The 18030-nt window shown below is 61.2% G+C and carries 13 protein-coding genes and 4 tRNA genes; 13 read left to right on the top strand and 4 right to left on the bottom strand.

Going from position 1 to position 18030, the window contains the following annotated elements; all coding sequences use genetic code 11:
- Nucleotides 1-14 precede the first annotated feature (14 nt).
- Both hpnE and hpnD read right to left on the bottom strand, forming a co-directional pair.
- Nucleotides 15-1427 carry a hydroxysqualene dehydroxylase HpnE gene (gene hpnE / locus ACEN9O_RS24960; protein ID WP_495614488.1) on the bottom strand — a complete coding sequence of 471 codons (1413 nt, stop codon included), beginning with the start codon at nucleotides 1425-1427 and terminating at the stop codon, nucleotides 15-17.
- Nucleotides 1420-2253 carry a presqualene diphosphate synthase HpnD gene (gene hpnD / locus ACEN9O_RS24955; RefSeq protein WP_495614487.1) on the bottom strand — a complete coding sequence of 278 codons (834 nt, stop codon included), beginning with the start codon at nucleotides 2251-2253 and terminating at the stop codon, nucleotides 1420-1422. The genes hpnE and hpnD overlap by 8 nt, the downstream gene beginning before the upstream one ends.
- A gap of 87 nt (nucleotides 2254-2340) precedes the next feature.
- Here hpnD and ACEN9O_RS24950 point away from each other — a divergent pair, with 87 nt between their 5' ends.
- Nucleotides 2341-2751, top strand: a complete 411-nt coding sequence (locus ACEN9O_RS24950; RefSeq protein ID WP_495614486.1) for a VOC family protein — start codon at nucleotides 2341-2343, stop codon at nucleotides 2749-2751.
- A 20-nt stretch (nucleotides 2752-2771) separates the two neighbouring features.
- Here ACEN9O_RS24950 and ACEN9O_RS24945 read toward each other — a convergent pair whose 3' ends face one another.
- The gene (locus tag ACEN9O_RS24945; protein ID WP_444843486.1) at nucleotides 2772-2936 is read right to left on the bottom strand and encodes a hypothetical protein; all 165 of its coding nucleotides are present in this window, start codon (nucleotides 2934-2936) and stop codon (nucleotides 2772-2774) included.
- A gap of 115 nt (nucleotides 2937-3051) precedes the next feature.
- Entirely contained in the window at nucleotides 3052-3867 is an 816-nt protein-coding gene (gene hpnC, locus ACEN9O_RS24940) for a squalene synthase HpnC (RefSeq protein WP_495614485.1), read from the bottom strand.
- A 198-nt stretch (nucleotides 3868-4065) separates the two neighbouring features.
- Between hpnC and ACEN9O_RS24935 the strand changes: the two genes are divergently transcribed.
- From ACEN9O_RS24935 to ACEN9O_RS24880, 12 genes are all read left to right on the top strand, one after another.
- Nucleotides 4066-5160 carry an efflux RND transporter periplasmic adaptor subunit gene (locus ACEN9O_RS24935; protein ID WP_495614484.1) on the top strand — a complete coding sequence of 365 codons (1095 nt, stop codon included), beginning with the start codon at nucleotides 4066-4068 and terminating at the stop codon, nucleotides 5158-5160.
- Nucleotides 5157-8252 (top strand): efflux RND transporter permease subunit, encoded by a 3096-nt coding sequence (locus tag ACEN9O_RS24930; RefSeq protein WP_495614483.1) that lies wholly within the window; start codon nucleotides 5157-5159, stop codon nucleotides 8250-8252. The genes ACEN9O_RS24935 and ACEN9O_RS24930 overlap by 4 nt, the downstream gene beginning before the upstream one ends.
- Nucleotides 8253-8461: 209 nt before the next feature.
- Nucleotides 8462-8548, top strand: a tRNA-Leu gene (locus ACEN9O_RS24925).
- 32 nt (nucleotides 8549-8580) lie between these two features.
- On the top strand, nucleotides 8581-9921 hold the full coding sequence (gene tig, locus ACEN9O_RS24920) for a trigger factor (RefSeq protein WP_495614482.1): 1341 nt from the start codon (nucleotides 8581-8583) through the stop codon (nucleotides 9919-9921).
- Between the two features lie 167 nt (nucleotides 9922-10088).
- Nucleotides 10089-10706 (top strand): ATP-dependent Clp endopeptidase proteolytic subunit ClpP, encoded by a 618-nt coding sequence (gene clpP, locus ACEN9O_RS24915; RefSeq protein WP_495618538.1) that lies wholly within the window; start codon nucleotides 10089-10091, stop codon nucleotides 10704-10706.
- Nucleotides 10707-10879: 173 nt separating this feature from the next.
- Entirely contained in the window at nucleotides 10880-12148 is a 1269-nt protein-coding gene (gene clpX, locus ACEN9O_RS24910; protein ID WP_008448338.1) for an ATP-dependent Clp protease ATP-binding subunit ClpX, read from the top strand.
- Between the two features lie 282 nt (nucleotides 12149-12430).
- A complete protein-coding gene (gene lon / locus ACEN9O_RS24905) occupies nucleotides 12431-14842 on the top strand; it encodes an endopeptidase La (RefSeq protein ID WP_495614481.1) in 2412 nt (803 codons plus the stop codon).
- Nucleotides 14843-15055: 213 nt separating this feature from the next.
- On the top strand, nucleotides 15056-15328 hold the full coding sequence (locus tag ACEN9O_RS24900; protein WP_008448340.1) for an HU family DNA-binding protein: 273 nt from the start codon (nucleotides 15056-15058) through the stop codon (nucleotides 15326-15328).
- A 49-nt stretch (nucleotides 15329-15377) separates the two neighbouring features.
- A tRNA-Val gene (locus tag ACEN9O_RS24895) sits at nucleotides 15378-15453 on the top strand.
- A 39-nt stretch (nucleotides 15454-15492) separates the two neighbouring features.
- Nucleotides 15493-15569 (top strand) — tRNA-Asp (locus tag ACEN9O_RS24890).
- 27 nt (nucleotides 15570-15596) lie between these two features.
- Nucleotides 15597-15673, top strand: a tRNA-Asp gene (locus ACEN9O_RS24885).
- A gap of 335 nt (nucleotides 15674-16008) precedes the next feature.
- Complete coding sequence (locus ACEN9O_RS24880) at nucleotides 16009-17919, top strand: SurA N-terminal domain-containing protein (protein ID WP_495614480.1); 1911 nt, start codon at nucleotides 16009-16011, stop codon at nucleotides 17917-17919.
- Nucleotides 17920-18030: the final 111 nt, after the last annotated feature.

Below are 18030 nucleotides of genomic sequence, written 5' to 3'. Positions count from 1 at the left end.
ACAAAAAGCGGGGACTAGATGGTGGCCCCCTTGAGCAGCCCGGCGGCGGCGACCCCGCTGCGGACCGCCGATTCCAGCGTGGCCGGGTAGTCGCCGGCGGTGTAGTCGCCGGCGATGACCAGTCCCGGCAGGCCGCTGGCGTTGTCCGGCCGGACCAGGCCGGGCGTGCAGGCGTAGGTGGCGCGTTTCTCGGTGATGACCTTGAACCAGCTGGGCCGCCCCAGCTCCGGGCGCTGGAACACCGCCGCCAGCTGGACCGCGACGGCTTCGGCCAGCAAGTCCTGGCTTTGGGCGGCGGCGCTGCCGGAGGCGCTGATGACCACCGCCAGCAAACCGGCCTGGCTGGCGTCGAGTTGGCCGCGGTCGAACACGAACTGGCCCCATTGATGCTGGTCCGGATCGTCCAGCAGGGCGAAGAAAGGCAGGTCCAGCCGTGTGGCCGGGGCGTATTGCAGGTAGCAGGTGGTGATGGCTTCCGGCTCGAAGGCGGTCAGCTGGCGGCACAGGGCCGAGGTGTCGCAGTCGGGGATGCCGTGCAGCAGGGTGGCGGCCTGGCTGGCGCCGGTGGCCAGCACCACGCCGCTGAAATAGGTGCTCCAGTTGCCGCCCACGGCCGCGCCGCTGATGTCGAGCTGCCATAAACGGCCTTCGATCGAGCGCAGGGCCTGCACCTTGGCGCCGGTGCGCACCGATCCGCCGTGCGCTTCGACCAGGGCCGCCGCCGCGTCGGGCAGCAGGGCGGACAGGTCGGCGCGCGGCAGCAGCATGTCCGAGGCGCTGCGTTTGGCGCCCAGGCTGTCGCGCAGCACGTTGAGGAAGATTTGGGCGGAGGCGCGCTCCGGCGGCGTGTTCAGCGCGGCCAGGCACAGCGGGCGCCACATCAGCTGGATCAGGCGCGGGGTCTGGTCGAAGCGTTGCAGCAGCTCGGCCACGCTGCAATCGCTGTGCAGGGTCCAGCCCATCCAGCGCGCGGTGGTGGAGAAGCGCGCCAGGCTGAGTTTATCGGCCCGCTCCAGGCCCTTGGCGCGCAGCAGCGCCAGCGCCAGGTGCAGCGGCGCGGGCAGCGGCAGGCGTGGCGCGACGAAATCCATGCCGCCGCTGCCGGCCGGGTAGCGCATTTGCAGCGGCAAGGATAGCAAGGCCCGGTCGCGCTCGACGCCGGCCAGCTTCATCAGCCGCAGCGTCGCGCTGTAGGCGCCCAGCAGGATGTGCTGGCCGTTGTCCAGGTGGCGGTGGTCGGTTTCGATGCGGCGGGCGCGTCCGCCCAGGGTGCGGGCCGCCTCGAGCAGCGTGACCTTGTAGCCGGCGCGCGCCATCTCCACGGCTGCGGCGCAACCGGCCCAGCCGCTGCCAATCACGGCCACCGAGCGCGAGGTCAGCCCCGGCTCGCACTTGCCGGCGCGCTTGTCCACGCTCTTTTTAGCCACGAACGTAGGTCTTCCACGCCAGCCAGAGCTTGCGGATAGGCGTCAGCGAGATGCGCTGGCTGAGCACGTGGAAGCCGTCGGCCTGCACTTCGCTCAGCAACGTACGGTAGATGGCGGACATCATCAGGCCGGGGCGCTGGGCGCGGCGGTCTTCCTTGGGCAGCAGCGCGAACGCCTCGTCGTAGACCTTCTGCGCGCGGTCGGCCTGGAAGGCCATCAGCCTTTCGAAATTCTCGCTGTGGCGGGCGTTGAGCAGGTCGGCTGCGGTGACGTTGAACTGCTGCAGCTCGTTGATCGGCAGGTAGATGCGGCCTTTGCGCGCATCTTCGCCGACGTCGCGGATGATGTTGGTCAGCTGGAAGGCGTGGCCCAGTTTTTCCGCGTACTGCAGCGTCTCCGGCCGAGTCGCGCCGAAGATACTGGCCGACAGGATGCCCACCACGCTGGCCACATGCCAGCAGTACTTGGTCAGCGCGGCGTAGTCGAGGTAGCGGGTCTGGTTGAGGTCCATCTCCATGCCGTCGATGATCGCCTGCAGGTGCTGCTGCTGCAGGTTGTAGGCGGCCAGGTGCGGCTGCAGCGCCTGCGTGACGGGGTGGGTCTGCTGGCCTTCGTACATATTGGCGATTTCCTTGCGCCACCAGGCCAGCTTGATGCGGGCGATCGATTCGTCGGTGCACTCGTCGACGGTGTCATCCACTTCGCGGCAAAACGCATACAGGGCGGTGATTGCGCGGCGACGCTCCGGCGGCAGGAACAGGAAGCTGTAGTAAAAACTGGAGCCGCTCTGGGCGGTCTTTTGCTGGCAGTAGTCGTCGGGAGACATGAATAAAAAAGCAAGGATGACATCGAAGCCGCTATTCTATAGCTTAAGTGTCACAATGTGGGCTTATGTCGCCATGGAGGGAAGGGCATGATACGTATTCGTGAAATAGATCATCTGGTGCTGCGCGTGGTCGGGCTGGAGCGCATGCTGGACTTTTACTGCGGCGCGCTGGGCTGCACGATCGAGCGCCGGCAGGATGAAATCGGCCTGGTGCAGCTGCGCGCCGGCAGCTCGCTGATCGACCTGGTGCCGGTGGACGGCAAGCTTGGTCGCGCGGGCGGTGCGCCGCCGGGCGCCGAGGGGCGCAACATGGATCACTTCTGCCTGCGGGTGGAGCCCTTCGATGACGTGGTGATCCGCGCGCACCTGCAGGCGCATGGCGTGACGGCGGGACAGCTGGAGTCGCGCTACGGCGCGGAGGGCGAGGGGCCGTCGATCTACCTGACCGACCCCGAGGGAAATGTGGTCGAGCTGAAGGGCCCGCCGGCTTCCATGTGACTGATGCCGGCCCTGCGCTGTTAGCGCCGCAGGCTGCCGGCGCGGCGGCGTCCCGGCGGATCGGACAGTACCCGCACGATGACGCTGAACGGTATATTCCTGCGCACCAAAAACTCCGACGCAAACGCCCGTCCCCGGCTTTGCAGCAGGTTGACGCCCAATTCCACCACTTTCGATGTTTCCATATCCGGTCGCGATGACCGATCTTGCGTCTGCATGATGCCACCTCTCCATTTTCTACCTGCGAAGGTAGCATGAGGAAGGGAAATTGTGCAGAGGCAACGATTTAATCGTGCGCGGCTATTTCTTCATTCGCACGGCGGCCCAGAAAATGCCCAGCCAATCGCGCGTGGCCAGCTTGGGACGGTGCAGGAAGACGTCGTATTGGGCCGCCTCGATGGCGTCCAGGATGCGCAGGCCGCCTTGCACCACCATGCGCAGTTCGAAGCCGATGCGGCCGTTCAGGCGCAGCGCCAGCGGCGCGCCGCTCAGCATCAGCGCGCGGGCACGGTCCACCTCAAACTTCATCATCGAGCGCCAGCGCGGCCGGGCGCTGGCGTGGTCGAGCGCTGCCGGCGAGATCGCGTAGCGGTTCAAATCCTCCAGCGGGATATAGATGCGCTCCTTATGGATGTCGATCGCCACATCTTGCAGGAAGTTGATCAGTTGTAGCGCCGTGCAGATGGCGTCGGAATCACGGATGTTTTCCTCGCCGGCCTGGCCGTACAGATGCAGCATCAGGAAGCCGACCGGGTTGGCCGAGCGGGCACAGTAGTCCAGCAGCGCGTCGTAGGTCGCGTAGCGGCTCACCAGTACATCCTGCTTGAAGGCCGACAGCAGCTCATACAGCGGCTTGACCGGCAGCTGGTATTCGTTGATCGCCTGCGCCAGCCGTTCGAACATCGGCTCATGCCCTGTGCCGCCCGCCTCAATGCGCGCCAGCGCCGCCTCGTAGGCGTTCAGCGCGGCCAGTCGCTGCTCCGGCGTGACGTCGCCCTCGTCGGCCAGGTCGTCGGCGCTGCGGGCGAAGGCGTAGATCGCTTCCACTGCCGGCCGCAAGCGACGCGGCAGCAGAAATGATGCAACAGGGAAATTTTCGTAGTGTTCAACCGGCATAGATTGTATTGCTAAAAAGCATAGTTAAAATTAATGACGCGAAAGTCATTTGCAAACGGATGGGCTAGGCTTATAATAAATTAACGGAAAGTCATTAATTTCCGAGCCGTAATAGTAGTGCCATCTACACTCCAGAGCAAGCTAAAGGAATACACCGTGGTCGCCTTTAAAAAACAGCGTCAGATTTACCCCCTTATATTGAGTATTTTGGCCGCCGCCGTGCTGGCCGCATGCTCCAAGCCCGCCGAGAAGACCGAAGACATCCGCCCGGTGCGCGCCATCGTGCTCACCAGCAGCGACATCGACGTCAACGCCGAGTTTTCCGGCGAGGTGCGGGCCCGCGTGGAATCGCGCCTGGCCTTCCGCGTTGGCGGCAAGATCGTTACCCGCAAGGTCGATGTCGGCACCCTGGTCAAGCACGGCCAGGTCCTGATGCAGCTCGATCCGCAGGATTTGCAGCTGGCGCAGGCGCAGGCGCTGGCCGGCCTGCGTGCGGCAGAGACCAACCGCGACCTGGCCAAGGCCGAGCTCAAGCGCTATCAGGAATTGCGCAGCAAGAACTTCGTCAGCCAGGCCGTGCTCGATTCCAAGGATTCCACCTTCAAGGCGGCGCAAGCCAATGTGGACGCCTCGCAGGCGGCCTATCGCGGCCAGTCCAACCAGGCGGGCTATGCCAGTTTAGTGTCCGATGTTGACGGTGTCGTGACAGCGGTCGACGCCGAAGTCGGCCAGGTGGTGCAGCCGGGCACGCCCGTGGTGCGCGTGGCCAAGCAGGGCGAGAAGGAAATCGTCATCGGCCTGCCGGAAGACAAGGTCGAGACCCTGCGCCGCGTGCCGGACGTGCAGGTGCGGCTGTGGGCCGATCCGAAAAACGCGGTGGCCGGCAAGATCCGCGAAATTTCGCCGGTGGCCGATCCATCCACCCGTACCTATACCGTCAAGGTCTCGATTCCCGACTCGCTGGCCGAAGCCAAACTGGGCATGACCGCCGTGGTGCAGTTCGCCTCCAAGACGGCCACGCCGCAGATCAAGGTGCCGCTGACGGCGCTGTACTATGAAAAATCGGCCTCGTCGGTGTGGGTGGTGGACGGCGGTGTCGTCAAGCTGGTGCCGGTGACCATCGCCGGCGCGGCCGGCAACGAGATCGTGCTGGCTGGCGGCGTCAAGGTTGGCCAGACCGTGGTCACTGCGGGCGTCAACCTGCTCAAGCCGGGCCAGAAGGTCAAGATCCTCGGGAATGACTTGCCTGCTACGTCGACCCCGGCTCCTGTTGTAGCGGGGACCGCCAAATGAAGGGATTCAATCTTTCGCGTTGGGCGCTGGAGCACATCCCGCTCACGCGCTACCTGATCGCGGTGCTGCTGATAGGCGGCATGCTGAGCTATTCCAACCTGGGCCAGGATGAAGATCCGCCGTTCACCTTCCGGGCGATGGTGGTGCGGGCCAACTGGCCGGGCGCGACCTCGCTGCAGATGGCCGAGCAGGTCACCGACAAGCTGGAGAAGAAGCTGCAGGAGACGCCGGACATCGATGAGATCAGCAGCTACTCCAAGCCGGGCGAGACCACTATCATCCTGAAGCTGCGCGAATCGGCGCCGCCCAAGGAAGTGGCGCAGTCCTGGTACCAGGTGCGCAAGAAGATCGGCGACATCCGCGGCACCTTGCCGCCGGGCGTGCAGGGGCCGTTCTTCAACGATGAGTTCGGCGATACCTTTGGCTCGATCTTCGCGCTGTCCGGCGACGGCTTCACCTATGCCGAGATGAAGGACTACGCCGACTTCGTGCGCCAGCAGCTGCTGGGTGTGCCGCTGGTGTCCAAGGTCGAGCTGTTCGGCGTGCAGGATGAGAAGATCAACATCGAGTTCTCGCACAAGAAGTTCGCGCAGCTGGGCATCCCGATCGAAGCCATCGCCAACCAGATCGCCACCCAGAATACGGTAGAGTCGACCGGCGTGCTGGTCACGCCGACCGACAACCTGCAGGTGCGCGTGACCGGCGCGCTGAAGACCGTCAAGGACCTGGAAGAGCTGGAGCTGCGCGCCAACGGCACCACCTTCCGCCTGGGCGACTTCGCCACCATCAAGCGCCAGTACCAGGACCCGCCGGGCAACAAGATGCGCTTCAACGGCAAGGAAGTGATCGGCCTGGGCGTGTCGATGGAAAAGGGCGGCAACATCATCCAGCTCGGCAAGCACATGGAGAAGACCGTGGCCGCGATGAAGGCCAAGCTGCCGGTCGGTATCGAGCTCGAGCGTGTGTCCGACCAGCCTGAGGCGGTCAAGGCCTCGGTGGGCGAGTTCGTGCATACGCTGATCGAAGCGGTGCTGATCGTGCTGGCCGTCAGCTTCGTGGCCCTGGGCATGCACAGCAAGCCCAAGCTGCGGCTGGACGTGCGTCCCGGGCTGGTGGTGGCGCTGACCATTCCGCTGGTGCTGTCGGTGACCTTCCTGTGCATGCGCATGCTGGACATCGACCTGCACAAGATTTCGCTGGGCGCGCTGATCATCGCGCTGGGCCTGCTGGTGGACGACGCCATCATCGCCGTGGAAATGATGGTGCGCAAAATGGAGGAGGGTATGTCGCGCTTCGACGCCGCCACCTTCGCCTACACCTCGACCGCGATCCCGATGCTGACCGGCACCCTGATCACGGTGGCGGGTTTCCTGCCGATCGGCCTGGCCAAGTCGGCGGCCGGCGAATACACCTTCTCGCTGTTCTCGGTCAACGCGCTGGCGCTGGTGATTTCGTGGGTGGTGGCGGTGGTGTTCACGCCCTACATCGGCTACGTGCTGCTGAAGGTCAAGCCGCACGCCGAGGGCGGCAGCGAGCACGACCTGTTCGATACGCCGGGCTTCCGCAAGTTCCGCGCGGTGGTCAACTGGTGCGTCGAGTACCGCAAGACTACCATCGTCGCGACGCTGCTGGTGTTCGCGCTGGGCGTGTACGGCTTCAAGTTCATCGAGAAGCAGTTCTTCCCGGATTCCAGCCGTCCCGAGCTGATGGTCGAGCTGTGGACGCCGGAAGGCACGACCTTCACCGCCAACGAGGCGCAGGTGAAGAAGTTCGAAGCCTTCGTCCGCAAGCAGGAAGGCGTGGTCAGCGTGACCAGCTACGTCGGCACCGGCTCGCCGCGCTTCTACCTGCCGCTGGACCAGATCTTCCCGCAGACTAACGTGTCGCAGATCGTGGTGCTGCCGAAGGACCTGCATGCGCGCGCCGCGCTGCGCGACAAGATCGTCGACGTCTTCAAGCGCGACTTCCCGGAAGTGCGCGGCCGCGTCAAGCTGCTGCCGAACGGGCCGCCGGTGCCGTACCCGGTGCAGTTCCGCGTGACCGGCGGCGAGGTGGACAAGGTGCGCGCCATCGCCGACCAGGTGAAGGACATCATGCGCGCCAACCCGAACACGCTGGGCGTCAACGACAACTGGAATGAATCGATCAAGGTGTTGCGCCTCGACCTGGACCAGGACAAGATGCGCGCGCTGGGCGTGACCTCGCAGACCGTGATGCGGGCGGCGAACACCATCCTGTCGGGCACCACCATCGGCCAGTTCCGCGAGGACATCAAGCTGATCGACATCCAGATCCGCCAGCCGGTCGAGGAACGCAACACCATCTCGATCCTGAACGACACCAACATCCCGACCGCCAGCGGCAAGTCCGTGCCGATCAGCCAGCTGGCGCGCGCGCACTTCGTGTGGGAGCCGGGCGTGGTGTGGCGCGAAGGGCGCGAGTGGGCGATCACCGTGCAGTCCGACGTGGCCGACAACATCCAGGGGCCGACCGTCTCCGGCCAGATCGAGCCCAAGCTCAAGCAGTTGCGCGACAATTTGCCGGCCGGCTACGCCATCACGGTCAAGGGCGCGGCGGCCGACAGCGGCACGGCGGAGGCGTCGATCGCGGCCAACCTGCCGCTGGCGATCTTCATCATCTTCACGCTGCTGATGCTGCAATTGCACAGCTTCTCGCGGGCGCTGCTGGTGTTCCTGACCGGCCCGCTGGGCGTGGCGGGCGCGGCGATGGCGCTGCTGGTGCTGGGCCGTCCGCTGGGCTTCGTGGCCAACTTGGGCATCATCGCGCTGTTCGGCATGATCATCCGTAACTCGGTGATCCTGGTTGACCAGATCGAGCAGGACATCAAGGCCGGCCACGATCCGTGGACCGCGATCGTCGAATCGGCGGTGCGCCGTTGCCGTCCGATTATCCTGACGGCCGCCGCGGCGGCGCTGGCGATGATTCCGTTGTCGCGCTCGGTATTCTGGGGCCCGATGGCGGTGGCCATCATGGGCGGTTTGATACTGGCCACGGCACTGACTTTGTTATTCCTGCCAGCCCTGTATGCGGCCTGGTTCAGGGTGAAGAAACCCGTGAAAGGCGGGGTCTGACCCCTAGGGGTCAGACCCCAAAGCGGGCCGCTTTGCGGGTTTAAAGGCAAAAAATCAGCGGAATGTTGGCGACATATTAAAAATCGTCACATTTCGCTGAAAAACCCGTTAGAATACCGCGTTGAAGTTGAAAGCTCCTGCGGAATCCAGCGGGAATAGGGCGACCGTTTTCACTTACGGGTCGCCCTTTGCTTTTGTGCAAACATGCCGCGAGGATGGCGAAATTGGTAGACGCACCAGGTTTAGGTCCTGACGCCAGCAATGGTGTGGGGGTTCGAGTCCCCCTCCTCGCACCAACTGTATTACTATTTTTTTGGACGATTTTTACATGGCAACTGCAGTCGAAACCTTAGGCAAACTCGAACGTCGTATCACGATCTCCTTCCCGCTGACCGAGGTCCGCGCTGAAGTTGAGAAGCGTCTGAAAGTGCAAGCCAAATCGGCTAAGGCACCAGGCTTCCGTCCGGGTAAAGTTCCTATGAAAATGGTCGCAGCACAGTACGGTTATCAGATCGAGACCGAAGTGCTGAACGATAAAGTTGGCCGTGCTTTCAACGACGCCGCCAATTCCGCCGAACTGCGCGTAGCAGGCTATCCGCGCATCGAACCTAAGGAAGAGTCGCCAGCGGGCGTTCTGTCCTTCGACGCGACTTTCGAAATCTACCCTGAAGTAGTGGTTGGCGACCTGTCGACCGTGGAAATCGAAACCGTCAAAGCCGACGTGTCGGAAACCGAAATCGACAAAACCATTGAAATCCTGCGCAAGCAGCGCGTGCATTTCCACACCAAGGGCGAAGCTGGCGAGCACGGCGACGGCGGCGCAGCCATCGCAGCCAACGGCGACCGCGTGACCGTGGACTTCGTCGGTTCGATCGACGGCGTTGAGTTCCCAGGCGGCAAAGCTGAAGACTACGCTTTCGTGCTGGGCGAAGGCCGCATGCTGCCGGAATTCGAAGCAGCCACCGTCGGCCTGAAAGTCGGCGAAGCCAAGACCTTCCCACTGGCTTTCCCAGAGGACTACCATGGCAAGGACGTTGCCGGTAAAACCGCATCGTTCACCATCACCCTGAAGAAACTGGAATGGGCGCACCTGCCGGAAGTCGACGCGGAATTCGCCAAGTCGCTGGGCGTGGCCGATGGCGACGTCGCTAAAATGCGCGAAGACATCAAAGTCAACCTGGAACGCGAAGTTGCCGGCCGTGTTAAAGCCCGCAACAAGGAAGCCGTGATGGAAGCGCTGGTGAAAACCGCCACCCTGGACGTGCCACAATCGCTGATCGCCCAGGACACCGAGCGTCTGGCCGAAATGACCCGTCAGGACATGGCGCAGCGTGGCATGAACGTCAAGGACATCCCGTTCCCACCAGAACTGTTCGCGGAAAAAGCCGAGCGTCGCGTACGCCTGGGCCTGATCCTGTCGCAACTGGTCGGCGAGAACAAGCTGCAAGCCCAGCCTGAGCAGGTCAAAGCGCAAGTCGAAGACTTCGCACAGAGCTACGAAGACCCGCGCGAAGTGCTGAAGTACTACTACAGCGATCGTCGTCGTCTGGCTGAGGTCGAAGCCCTTGTATTGGAAGAAAACGTCGTCAACTACGTCCTGGGCCTGTCGAAAACGTCGTCCAAGGTTGTGGCCTTCGACGAACTGATGGGAAGCAACGCACAAGCGTAATCCAGCTAGGATAGAATAGAGACGGCGCCGTAGCCGCCGTCATTCCCGCGCAGGCGGGAATCCATACTGAGCATACGTTCTATGGATCCCCGCTTGCGCGAGGATGACGGCCAAGCGGCAAACGATTTCTGACCCTAGCTGCTTCACAAGGAAATGGAATGACTGGTATGAACCGTAATCCGGCGCTGGACACTGAAATGCTCGGCCTGGTGCCGATGGTGGTCGAACAAAGCGGCCGCGGCGAACGCTCCTATGACATTTACTCGCGCCTGCTGAAGGAACGTGTGATCTTCATGGTCGGCCCCGTCAACGACCAGATGGCGAACCTGATCGTCGCCCAGTTGCTGTTCCTCGAGAGCGAAAATCCGGACAAGGATATCTCGCTGTACATCAACTCCCCAGGCGGCTCGGTTTCGGCCGGTCTGGCGATCTTCGATACGATGCAGTTCATCAAGCCTGACGTGTCGACGCTGTGCACCGGCATGGCCGCCTCGATGGGCGCCTTCCTGCTGGCCGCCGGCGCCAAGGGCAAGCGCTTCTCGCTGCCGAACTCGCGCATCATGATCCACCAGCCGTCCGGTGGCTCGCAAGGCATGGCTTCGGATATCGAAATCCAGGCCAAGGAAATCCTGTATCTGCGTCACCGTCTGAATTCGATCATGGCTGAGCGCACGGGTCAAACCGTCGAGCAGATCGCCAAAGACACCGATCGCGATCGTTTCATGTCGGCGGAAGAGGCTGTAGAGTACGGTATGATAGACAAAATGTTGTCCAGCCGGGCTTGATGCTTCCTTCGCAGCATTGCTAAAAAAACGCCCGGGCGATTAATCGTTCGGGCGTTTCGTTTTTATTTCGGGTAGCATGTAGTCAAAGGCGGACTTTTCCGGACGCCAATGATGTCGATTACCTGCTTCCTGGCAACAGCTAAGCCATTCTGTAACCCAAAGAAAACTGCCCCATGTCAGACAAAAAATCCTCCAGCGGCGAAAAATTACTGTACTGCTCGTTTTGCGGCAAGAGCCAGCACGAGGTAAAGAAACTCATCGCCGGCCCGTCGGTCTTCATCTGCGACGAATGCATCGACCTGTGCAACGACATCATCCGCGATGAAACCTCGGCCATCGAGTCGGTCACGGGCGCCAAGTCGGACCTGCCGACCCCGCATGAAATCAAGGACTTGCTGGACCAGTACGTCATTGGCCAGCAAACGGCCAAGCGCATCCTGTCGGTGGCGGTGTACAACCACTACAAGCGCCTCAAGCACCTGGGCAAGAAAGACGACATCGAACTGGCCAAGAGCAACATCTTGCTGGTCGGTCCTACCGGCTCGGGCAAGACCCTGCTGGCCCAGACCCTGGCCCGCATGCTGAACGTGCCGTTCGTCATCGCCGACGCCACCACACTGACCGAAGCCGGCTATGTGGGCGAGGACGTCGAGAATATCATCCAAAAACTGTTGCAAAGCTGCAACTACGATGTCGAGAAGGCCCAGCGTGGCATCGTCTACATCGATGAGATCGACAAGATCTCGCGCAAATCGGACAACCCGTCGATCACCCGCGACGTGTCGGGCGAGGGCGTGCAACAGGCGCTGCTCAAACTGATCGAGGGCACGATGGCGTCGGTGCCGCCACAAGGCGGCCGCAAGCATCCTAACCAGGATTTCGTGCAGATCGACACCACCAACATCATGTTCATCTGCGGTGGCGCGTTTGACGGTCTGGCCAAGGTGATTTCCAACCGTTCGGAAAAATCCGGCATCGGTTTCTCGGCCAGCGTGAAGAGCAAGAAGGAACGCAGCGCCAGCGACGTGCTGCTGGAAGCGGAACCGGAAGACCTGATCAAGTTCGGCCTGATTCCCGAGCTGGTGGGCCGCTTGCCGGTGGTCGCCACGCTGTCGGAACTGACCGAGGAAGCGCTGATCCAGATCCTGGTCGAGCCGAAGAACGCACTGGTCAAACAGTACGCCAAGCTGCTGGACATGGAAGGCGCCGAACTGGAGATCCGTCCTGCCGCCCTGCATGCCATCGCCAAGAAAGCGCTGGCCCGCAAGACCGGCGCGCGCGGCCTGCGTTCGATCCTGGAACACGCGCTGCTCGACACCATGTACGAGCTGCCAAATGAAACCAATGTCACTAAAGTGGTTATTGATGAAAATACGATCACCAGTGGCGCCAAACCTTTATTGATTTACCAAGACCAGGCCAAGGCCTCTGGTGAGAATTAAATAACTTGTGCACACTTGCCGCACTCAGCAGAAAAATTCATTTCGCATCCGTGAGGCAAGGCGGTACAATTTAAATCAATAAAAGAATGCAGGCTTCATTCGGAAAGCCACACGTGACAGCATCGTTTGTCACGCGTGGCTTTTTTATTTGACGCGTTTTTTTAGAGCAGATTGGCTTCTTTGAAAATACTCTTTTTTAGGAGAATTATTTCTTGCAGGTCGGTCTTGTGATTCGGCAGAACAGCGCCCACATCATAATCACGCTTTCACATAAGGTACGCCATGACAACTTCCAAATTAACTGAGCAAACTCAACTGCCGTTATTGCCGCTGCGGGATGTTGTAGTTTTCCCGCATATGGTGATACCGCTGTTCGTAGGGCGCCCAAAATCGATCAAGGCGCTGGAAGCCGCTATGGAGCAGGGCAAGAGCATCATGCTTGCCGCGCAAAAAGCCGCTGCCAAGGACGAACCTTCTGCTTCCGATATCTATGAAATCGGCTGCGTGGCCAATATTCTGCAAATGCTGAAGCTGCCGGACGGCACCGTCAAGGTGCTGGTCGAAGGCGCTCAGCGCGCGCGCATCAACCGCATCACCGATGCGCCGACGCACTTCATCGCCGATCTGACGCCGCTCGATTCCGAGCTGGGCGACGATTCGGAGATCGAGGCGATGCGCCGCGCCATCGTTCAGCAGTTCGACCAGTACGTCAAGCTGAACAAAAAGATCCCACCTGAAATCCTCGCCTCGCTGTCGGGCATCGACGACGCCGGCCGCCTGGCCGACACCGTTGCCGCGCACCTGCCGCTGAAGCTTGAGCAGAAACAGGTGATCCTGGAAATCTTCAGCGTGGCCAAGCGCCTGGAGCACCTGCTGGGCCAGCTGGAAGGCGAACTCGACATTCTGCAAGTCGAGAAGCGCATCCGTGGCCGCGTCAAGCGCCAGATGGAAAAGTCGCAGCGCGAGTACTACCTGAACGAGCAAGTCAAAGCCATCCAGAAGGAACTGGGCGAGGGCGAGGACGGCGCCGACCTGGACGAGCTGGAGAAAAAAGTCGCGCTGGCCAAGATGCCGAAAGAGGCGCTGGACAAGGCCACCGCCGAGCTGAAAAAACTCAAGCTGATGTCGCCGATGTCGGCCGAGGCCACCGTCGTGCGCAACTACATCGACACGCTGGTCAGCCTGCCATGGAAGAAAAAATCCAAGGTCAACAACGATCTGTCGAACGCCGAGAAAGTGCTGGAAGGCGATCACTACGGCCTGGACAAGGTCAAAGAACGCATCCTGGAATACCTCGCGGTGCAACAGCGCGTCGACAAGCTGAAAGCGCCTATCCTGTGCTTCGTTGGTCCTCCGGGCGTGGGTAAGACCTCGCTGGGCCAGTCCATCGCCCGTGCAACGAATCGCAAGTTCGTGCGCATGGCGCTAGGCGGCGTGCGCGACGAAGCCGAGATCCGCGGCCACCGCCGTACCTACATCGGCTCGATGCCGGGCAAGGTGCTGCAATCGCTGGCGAAAGTCGGTGTGCGCAATCCGCTGTTCCTGCTGGACGAGATCGACAAGATGGGCGCGGACTTCCGGGGCGATCCGTCGTCGGCCCTGCTGGAGGTGCTGGATCCTGAACAGAACCACACGTTCTCCGACCACTACATCGAAGTCGACTTCGACCTGTCCGATGTGATGTTCGTGGCGACGTCGAACTCGTACAACATCCCGCCGGCGCTGCTGGACCGCATGGAAGTCATCCGCCTGTCCGGTTACACGGAAGACGAGAAGACCAGCATCGCCCAGCGCTACCTGCTGCCTAAACAGATCAAGAACAACGGTCTGAAGGAAGAGGAAATTTCGGTGGCTGAATCGGCGCTGCGCGACATCATCCGCTACTACACCCGCGAGGCTGGCGTTCGCTCGCTGGAACGCGAAGTGTCCAAGATCTGCCGCAAGGTCGTGAAGATGCTGTTGTTGAAGAAGTCGGAGAAAAAAGTCGCCGTCACCAACAAGAACCTGGACAAGTTCCTGGGCGTGCGTCGCTACGACTTCGGCGTGGCCGAGAAGGAAAACCAGATCGGCCAGGTCGTCGGTCTGGCATGGACCGAGGTGGGCGGCGATCTGCTGACCATCGAAGCCGTGCAGATGCCGGGCAAGGGCGGTGTGATCCGCACCGGCACGCTGGGCGACGTGATGAAGGAATCGATCGAGGCAGCCCGCACCGTGGTGCGCAGCCGCGCCAACCGACTGGGCATCAAGAACGAAGTGTTCGAGAAGAGCGACATCCACATCCACGTGCCGGAAGGCGCAACGCCGAAAGACGGTCCTTCGGCCGGCGCGGCGATGACGGTGGCGATGGTGTCGGTGTTCACGGGCATTCCGGTCCGCGCCGACGTGGCGATGACGGGCGAGATCACGCTGCGCGGCGAAGTATTGCCGATCGGCGGCCTGAAAGAGAAACTGCTGGCGGCGCAGCGCGGCGGCATCAAGACCGTGCTGATCCCTGAGCAGAACGTCAAGGACCTGGCCGACATCCCGGACAATGTCAAAAACAAACTGGAAATCGTGCCGGTGCGTTGGATCGACAAAGTGCTGGAAATCGCGCTGGAGCGCATGCCGGAAGCGCTGACCGAAACCGCCCCGGTGGAAGCCGTGGCAGCGGCGGCCGCCAAGGCCGACGGCCAAACGGAAGTGGTAAAACATTAACTTTTACTAGAGTTTAGTAACTGCTGATGCACAAACAGGCGCTTTTATAGCGCCTGTTTGTTATTTGTCCCCGTTTTTCTATGGTGCAGCGCTTGACACAGGGGCGGGCTGGCTTGTTTAATACGGCCTGAGATTTTTCTCGGCCCGGTAACGGTATTCAAATACCGTTATCCGCAGGCTAAAACGATATAACCTTTGTGACGGGGAATTGCTTTGAATAAGACTGAATTGATCGACCATATTGCTACTACCGCTGATATTTCGAAAGCGGCTGCTGCACGCGCACTCGACGCGGTGATCGACGGTGTAACCACCACCCTGCAAAAGAACGACAGCGTCACCCTGGTCGGCTTTGGCACCTTCTCCGTGAGCGAACGCGCTGCCCGTACCGGCCGCAATCCGCGCACCAAAGAAGAGATCATCATCGACGCAGCTAAAGTTCCTAAATTTAAAGCTGGTAAAGCTTTGAAAGATGCTGTAAACTAACGGACTTCAGTGAGCAGCAAGCAGTAAAGTTGCTCACTAAAGGCAAAACGGGCGGTTAGCTCAGTTGGTAGAGCGGAGCCCTTACAAGGCTTAGGTCGGGAGTTCGAGCCTCTCACCGCCCACCAGTTTTGCAGGCAGTAAAAAGCAGTACCCAGTGTTTTGTTGGAGCGGTAGTTCAGTTGGTTAGAATACCGGCCTGTCACGCCGGGGGTCGCGGGTTCGAGTCCCGTCCGCTCCGCCAACAAAATACGACAATAGCAACACCAAAGGAGCGGTAGTTCAGTTGGTTAGAATACCGGCCTGTCACGCCGGGGGTCGCGGGTTCGAGTCCCGTCCGCTCCGCCAAGAACAAGATACCCCGCAGCTAGTATTAGCTGCGGGGTTTTTCTTTTTCCGGCCAGTATTAATTCGGAATATTGCCTCTTTAAATGCCGCGCTCGCGGACATTATCTTCTTTGGAAACAAATATTTACAGATGGCATTCTTTGTCCATGTCGGCCGGCGCGTGGCTTGCGCTGCTGCGCCGCACCACGCGCGCCCTGGCGGCCATTTTGTTGTCCGCTGCGGCGGCGTGACTGTTTTGCCAAGGATTTACTCTTGCTATAGAGGGGGGCTCTCTGTAAAATCCCGCAACCGGAATCTTGTATGTGCAAGTTCCACTCAATCCGAATTGGCAGACCATGTTTGAATTTATTCGTACCCATCAACGTTTGATGCAGATACTCCTGGCGATCATTATCGTCCCGTCGTTCGCCTTCGTTGGTCTCGGCAGTTACAAGAGCTTCGGCGATGACGCCAATACGATCGCCAAAATCGACGGCAAACCCCTGAGCCAGCAAGAGTTCGACAACGCCGTGCGCAACCAGCTGGACAGCTATCGCCAGCGCCTGGGCGCGCAGTTCGACCAGAAGATGTTCGACACTCCCGAATTCAAGCAAAACATCCTCGACCAGCTGATCGCCGAGCGCGCGGTGGCTGCCGAGGTGGTGCGTTCGCACCTGAGCGTCAGCGATGCCCAGCTGCAAAAAGTCATCAAGGAGCAGTTCGGTGGCGAAGGCGCGTTCGACATGGAGCGCTACAAGACCATCCTGGCCGCGCAAGGCATGACGCCGAGCATGTATGACCAGCGCATCCGTCGCGACCTGACCCTGCAACAGCTGGGCAACGCCATCCAGTCGACCGGTTTCGCGCCGCGTGCCGTGGCCAAGTCCCTGTCCGATATCGGCGCGCAGGAACGCGAAGTGCAGGAACTGCTGTTGCCAGTGGCCGACTTCGTGCCACAGGTGAAGATCACCGACGACATGGTCAAGGCCTACTACGACAAGAACGCCAAGTTCTTCGAAGTGCCTGAACAGGCAAAAATCGAGTACGTGGTGTTCAACAGCGATGCCGTCATGAGCCAGGTCGCCGTGACCGACGCCGAAGTGGCCGCCTATTACGCCGCCAACCAGGCCGGTTTCACCGCGCCGGAAAGCCGCCGCGCCGCCCACATCCTGATCGCACTGAAGAAGGGCGCCAGCGCCGCTGAAGTGGCCGCCGCCAAGGCCAAGGCCGACGCCATCGTGGCCGAGCTGCGCAAGAACCCAGGCGACTTCGCCAAGGTCGCCAAGGCCAAGTCGGAAGATCCGGTATCGGGCGAGCAGGGTGGCGATCTGGACATCGTCACCAAGGGCGCGCTGCCGGCACCGGTCGAAGCGGCCGTGCTCAAGCTGAAGCAGGGCGAGATCAGCGACCCGGTGCAGTCGGATTTCGGCTTCCACGTGCTGACCGTGACCGCGCTGAAACCAGCCGTCGTCAAGCCGCTGGATGAAGTGAAAACCGAGGTTGCCGCTGCGCTGAAAAAGCAAAAGGCCGCCAAGAAGTATTCCGAGATGGCGGAAGCCTTCACCAACACCGTCTATGAGCAGTCGGACAGCCTCAAGCCGGTCGCCGACAAGCTGGGCCTGAAGATCGAGACCGCCGCCAATGTGTCGCGCACGCCGTCGCCGATGGCCGGTCCCGCGCCGTACAACAACGCCAAGTTCCTGGCCGCGCTGTTCAGCAACGACTCGATCAGCAGCAAGCGCAACACCGAAGCCATCGAGACCGCGCCAAGCACCCTGGTGGCTGGCCGTATCGTTGAATTCAAGCCCGCCAGCAAGCGTCCGCTGGCCGAAGTCGATGCCGCCATCCGCCAGCGCGTGACGATGGAAGAAGCCGCCAAGCTGGCTGCCAAAACCGGTGCCGAGAAACTGGCCGCGTTCAAGAAATCCGGCGACGCCACCGGCTTCGGCGCTGCCAAGCTGGTCTCCCGTTCCAAGCCGGAAGGCGTGAACGGCCTGGCGATGCAGGAAATCATGAAGGCCGATACCGCCAAGCTGCCAGCCTACGTTGGCGTGGACGTGCCTGGCATGGGCTACGGCATCTACCGCATCGGCAAGGTGCAGCAGCCTGAGGTGCAGGACGAGGCCCGCCGCAAGTCGGAAGCCGAGCAGATCAACAGCATTGTGGCCCAGCAAGAGATGTACGAGTACATTGACTTGCTGAAACAAAAGGCCAAGGTCAAGATCCTGAAACCGATCACAAAAACCACAGTTGTAGAAGTGAAGTAAGTTGGTTCACCGGGAAGCGCGCCCGCGCTTCCCGGCCTCGCAGTGCCCTTCCTCTCATGGTGCGCCCGCACCGCCTCCTCCCCATTTTCCCTCCCGCCGCCTCAGACTTTG

Source organism: Duganella sp. Dugasp78 (assembly GCF_059491455.1).
This window is presented reverse-complemented; position numbering and strand designations above follow the sequence as displayed.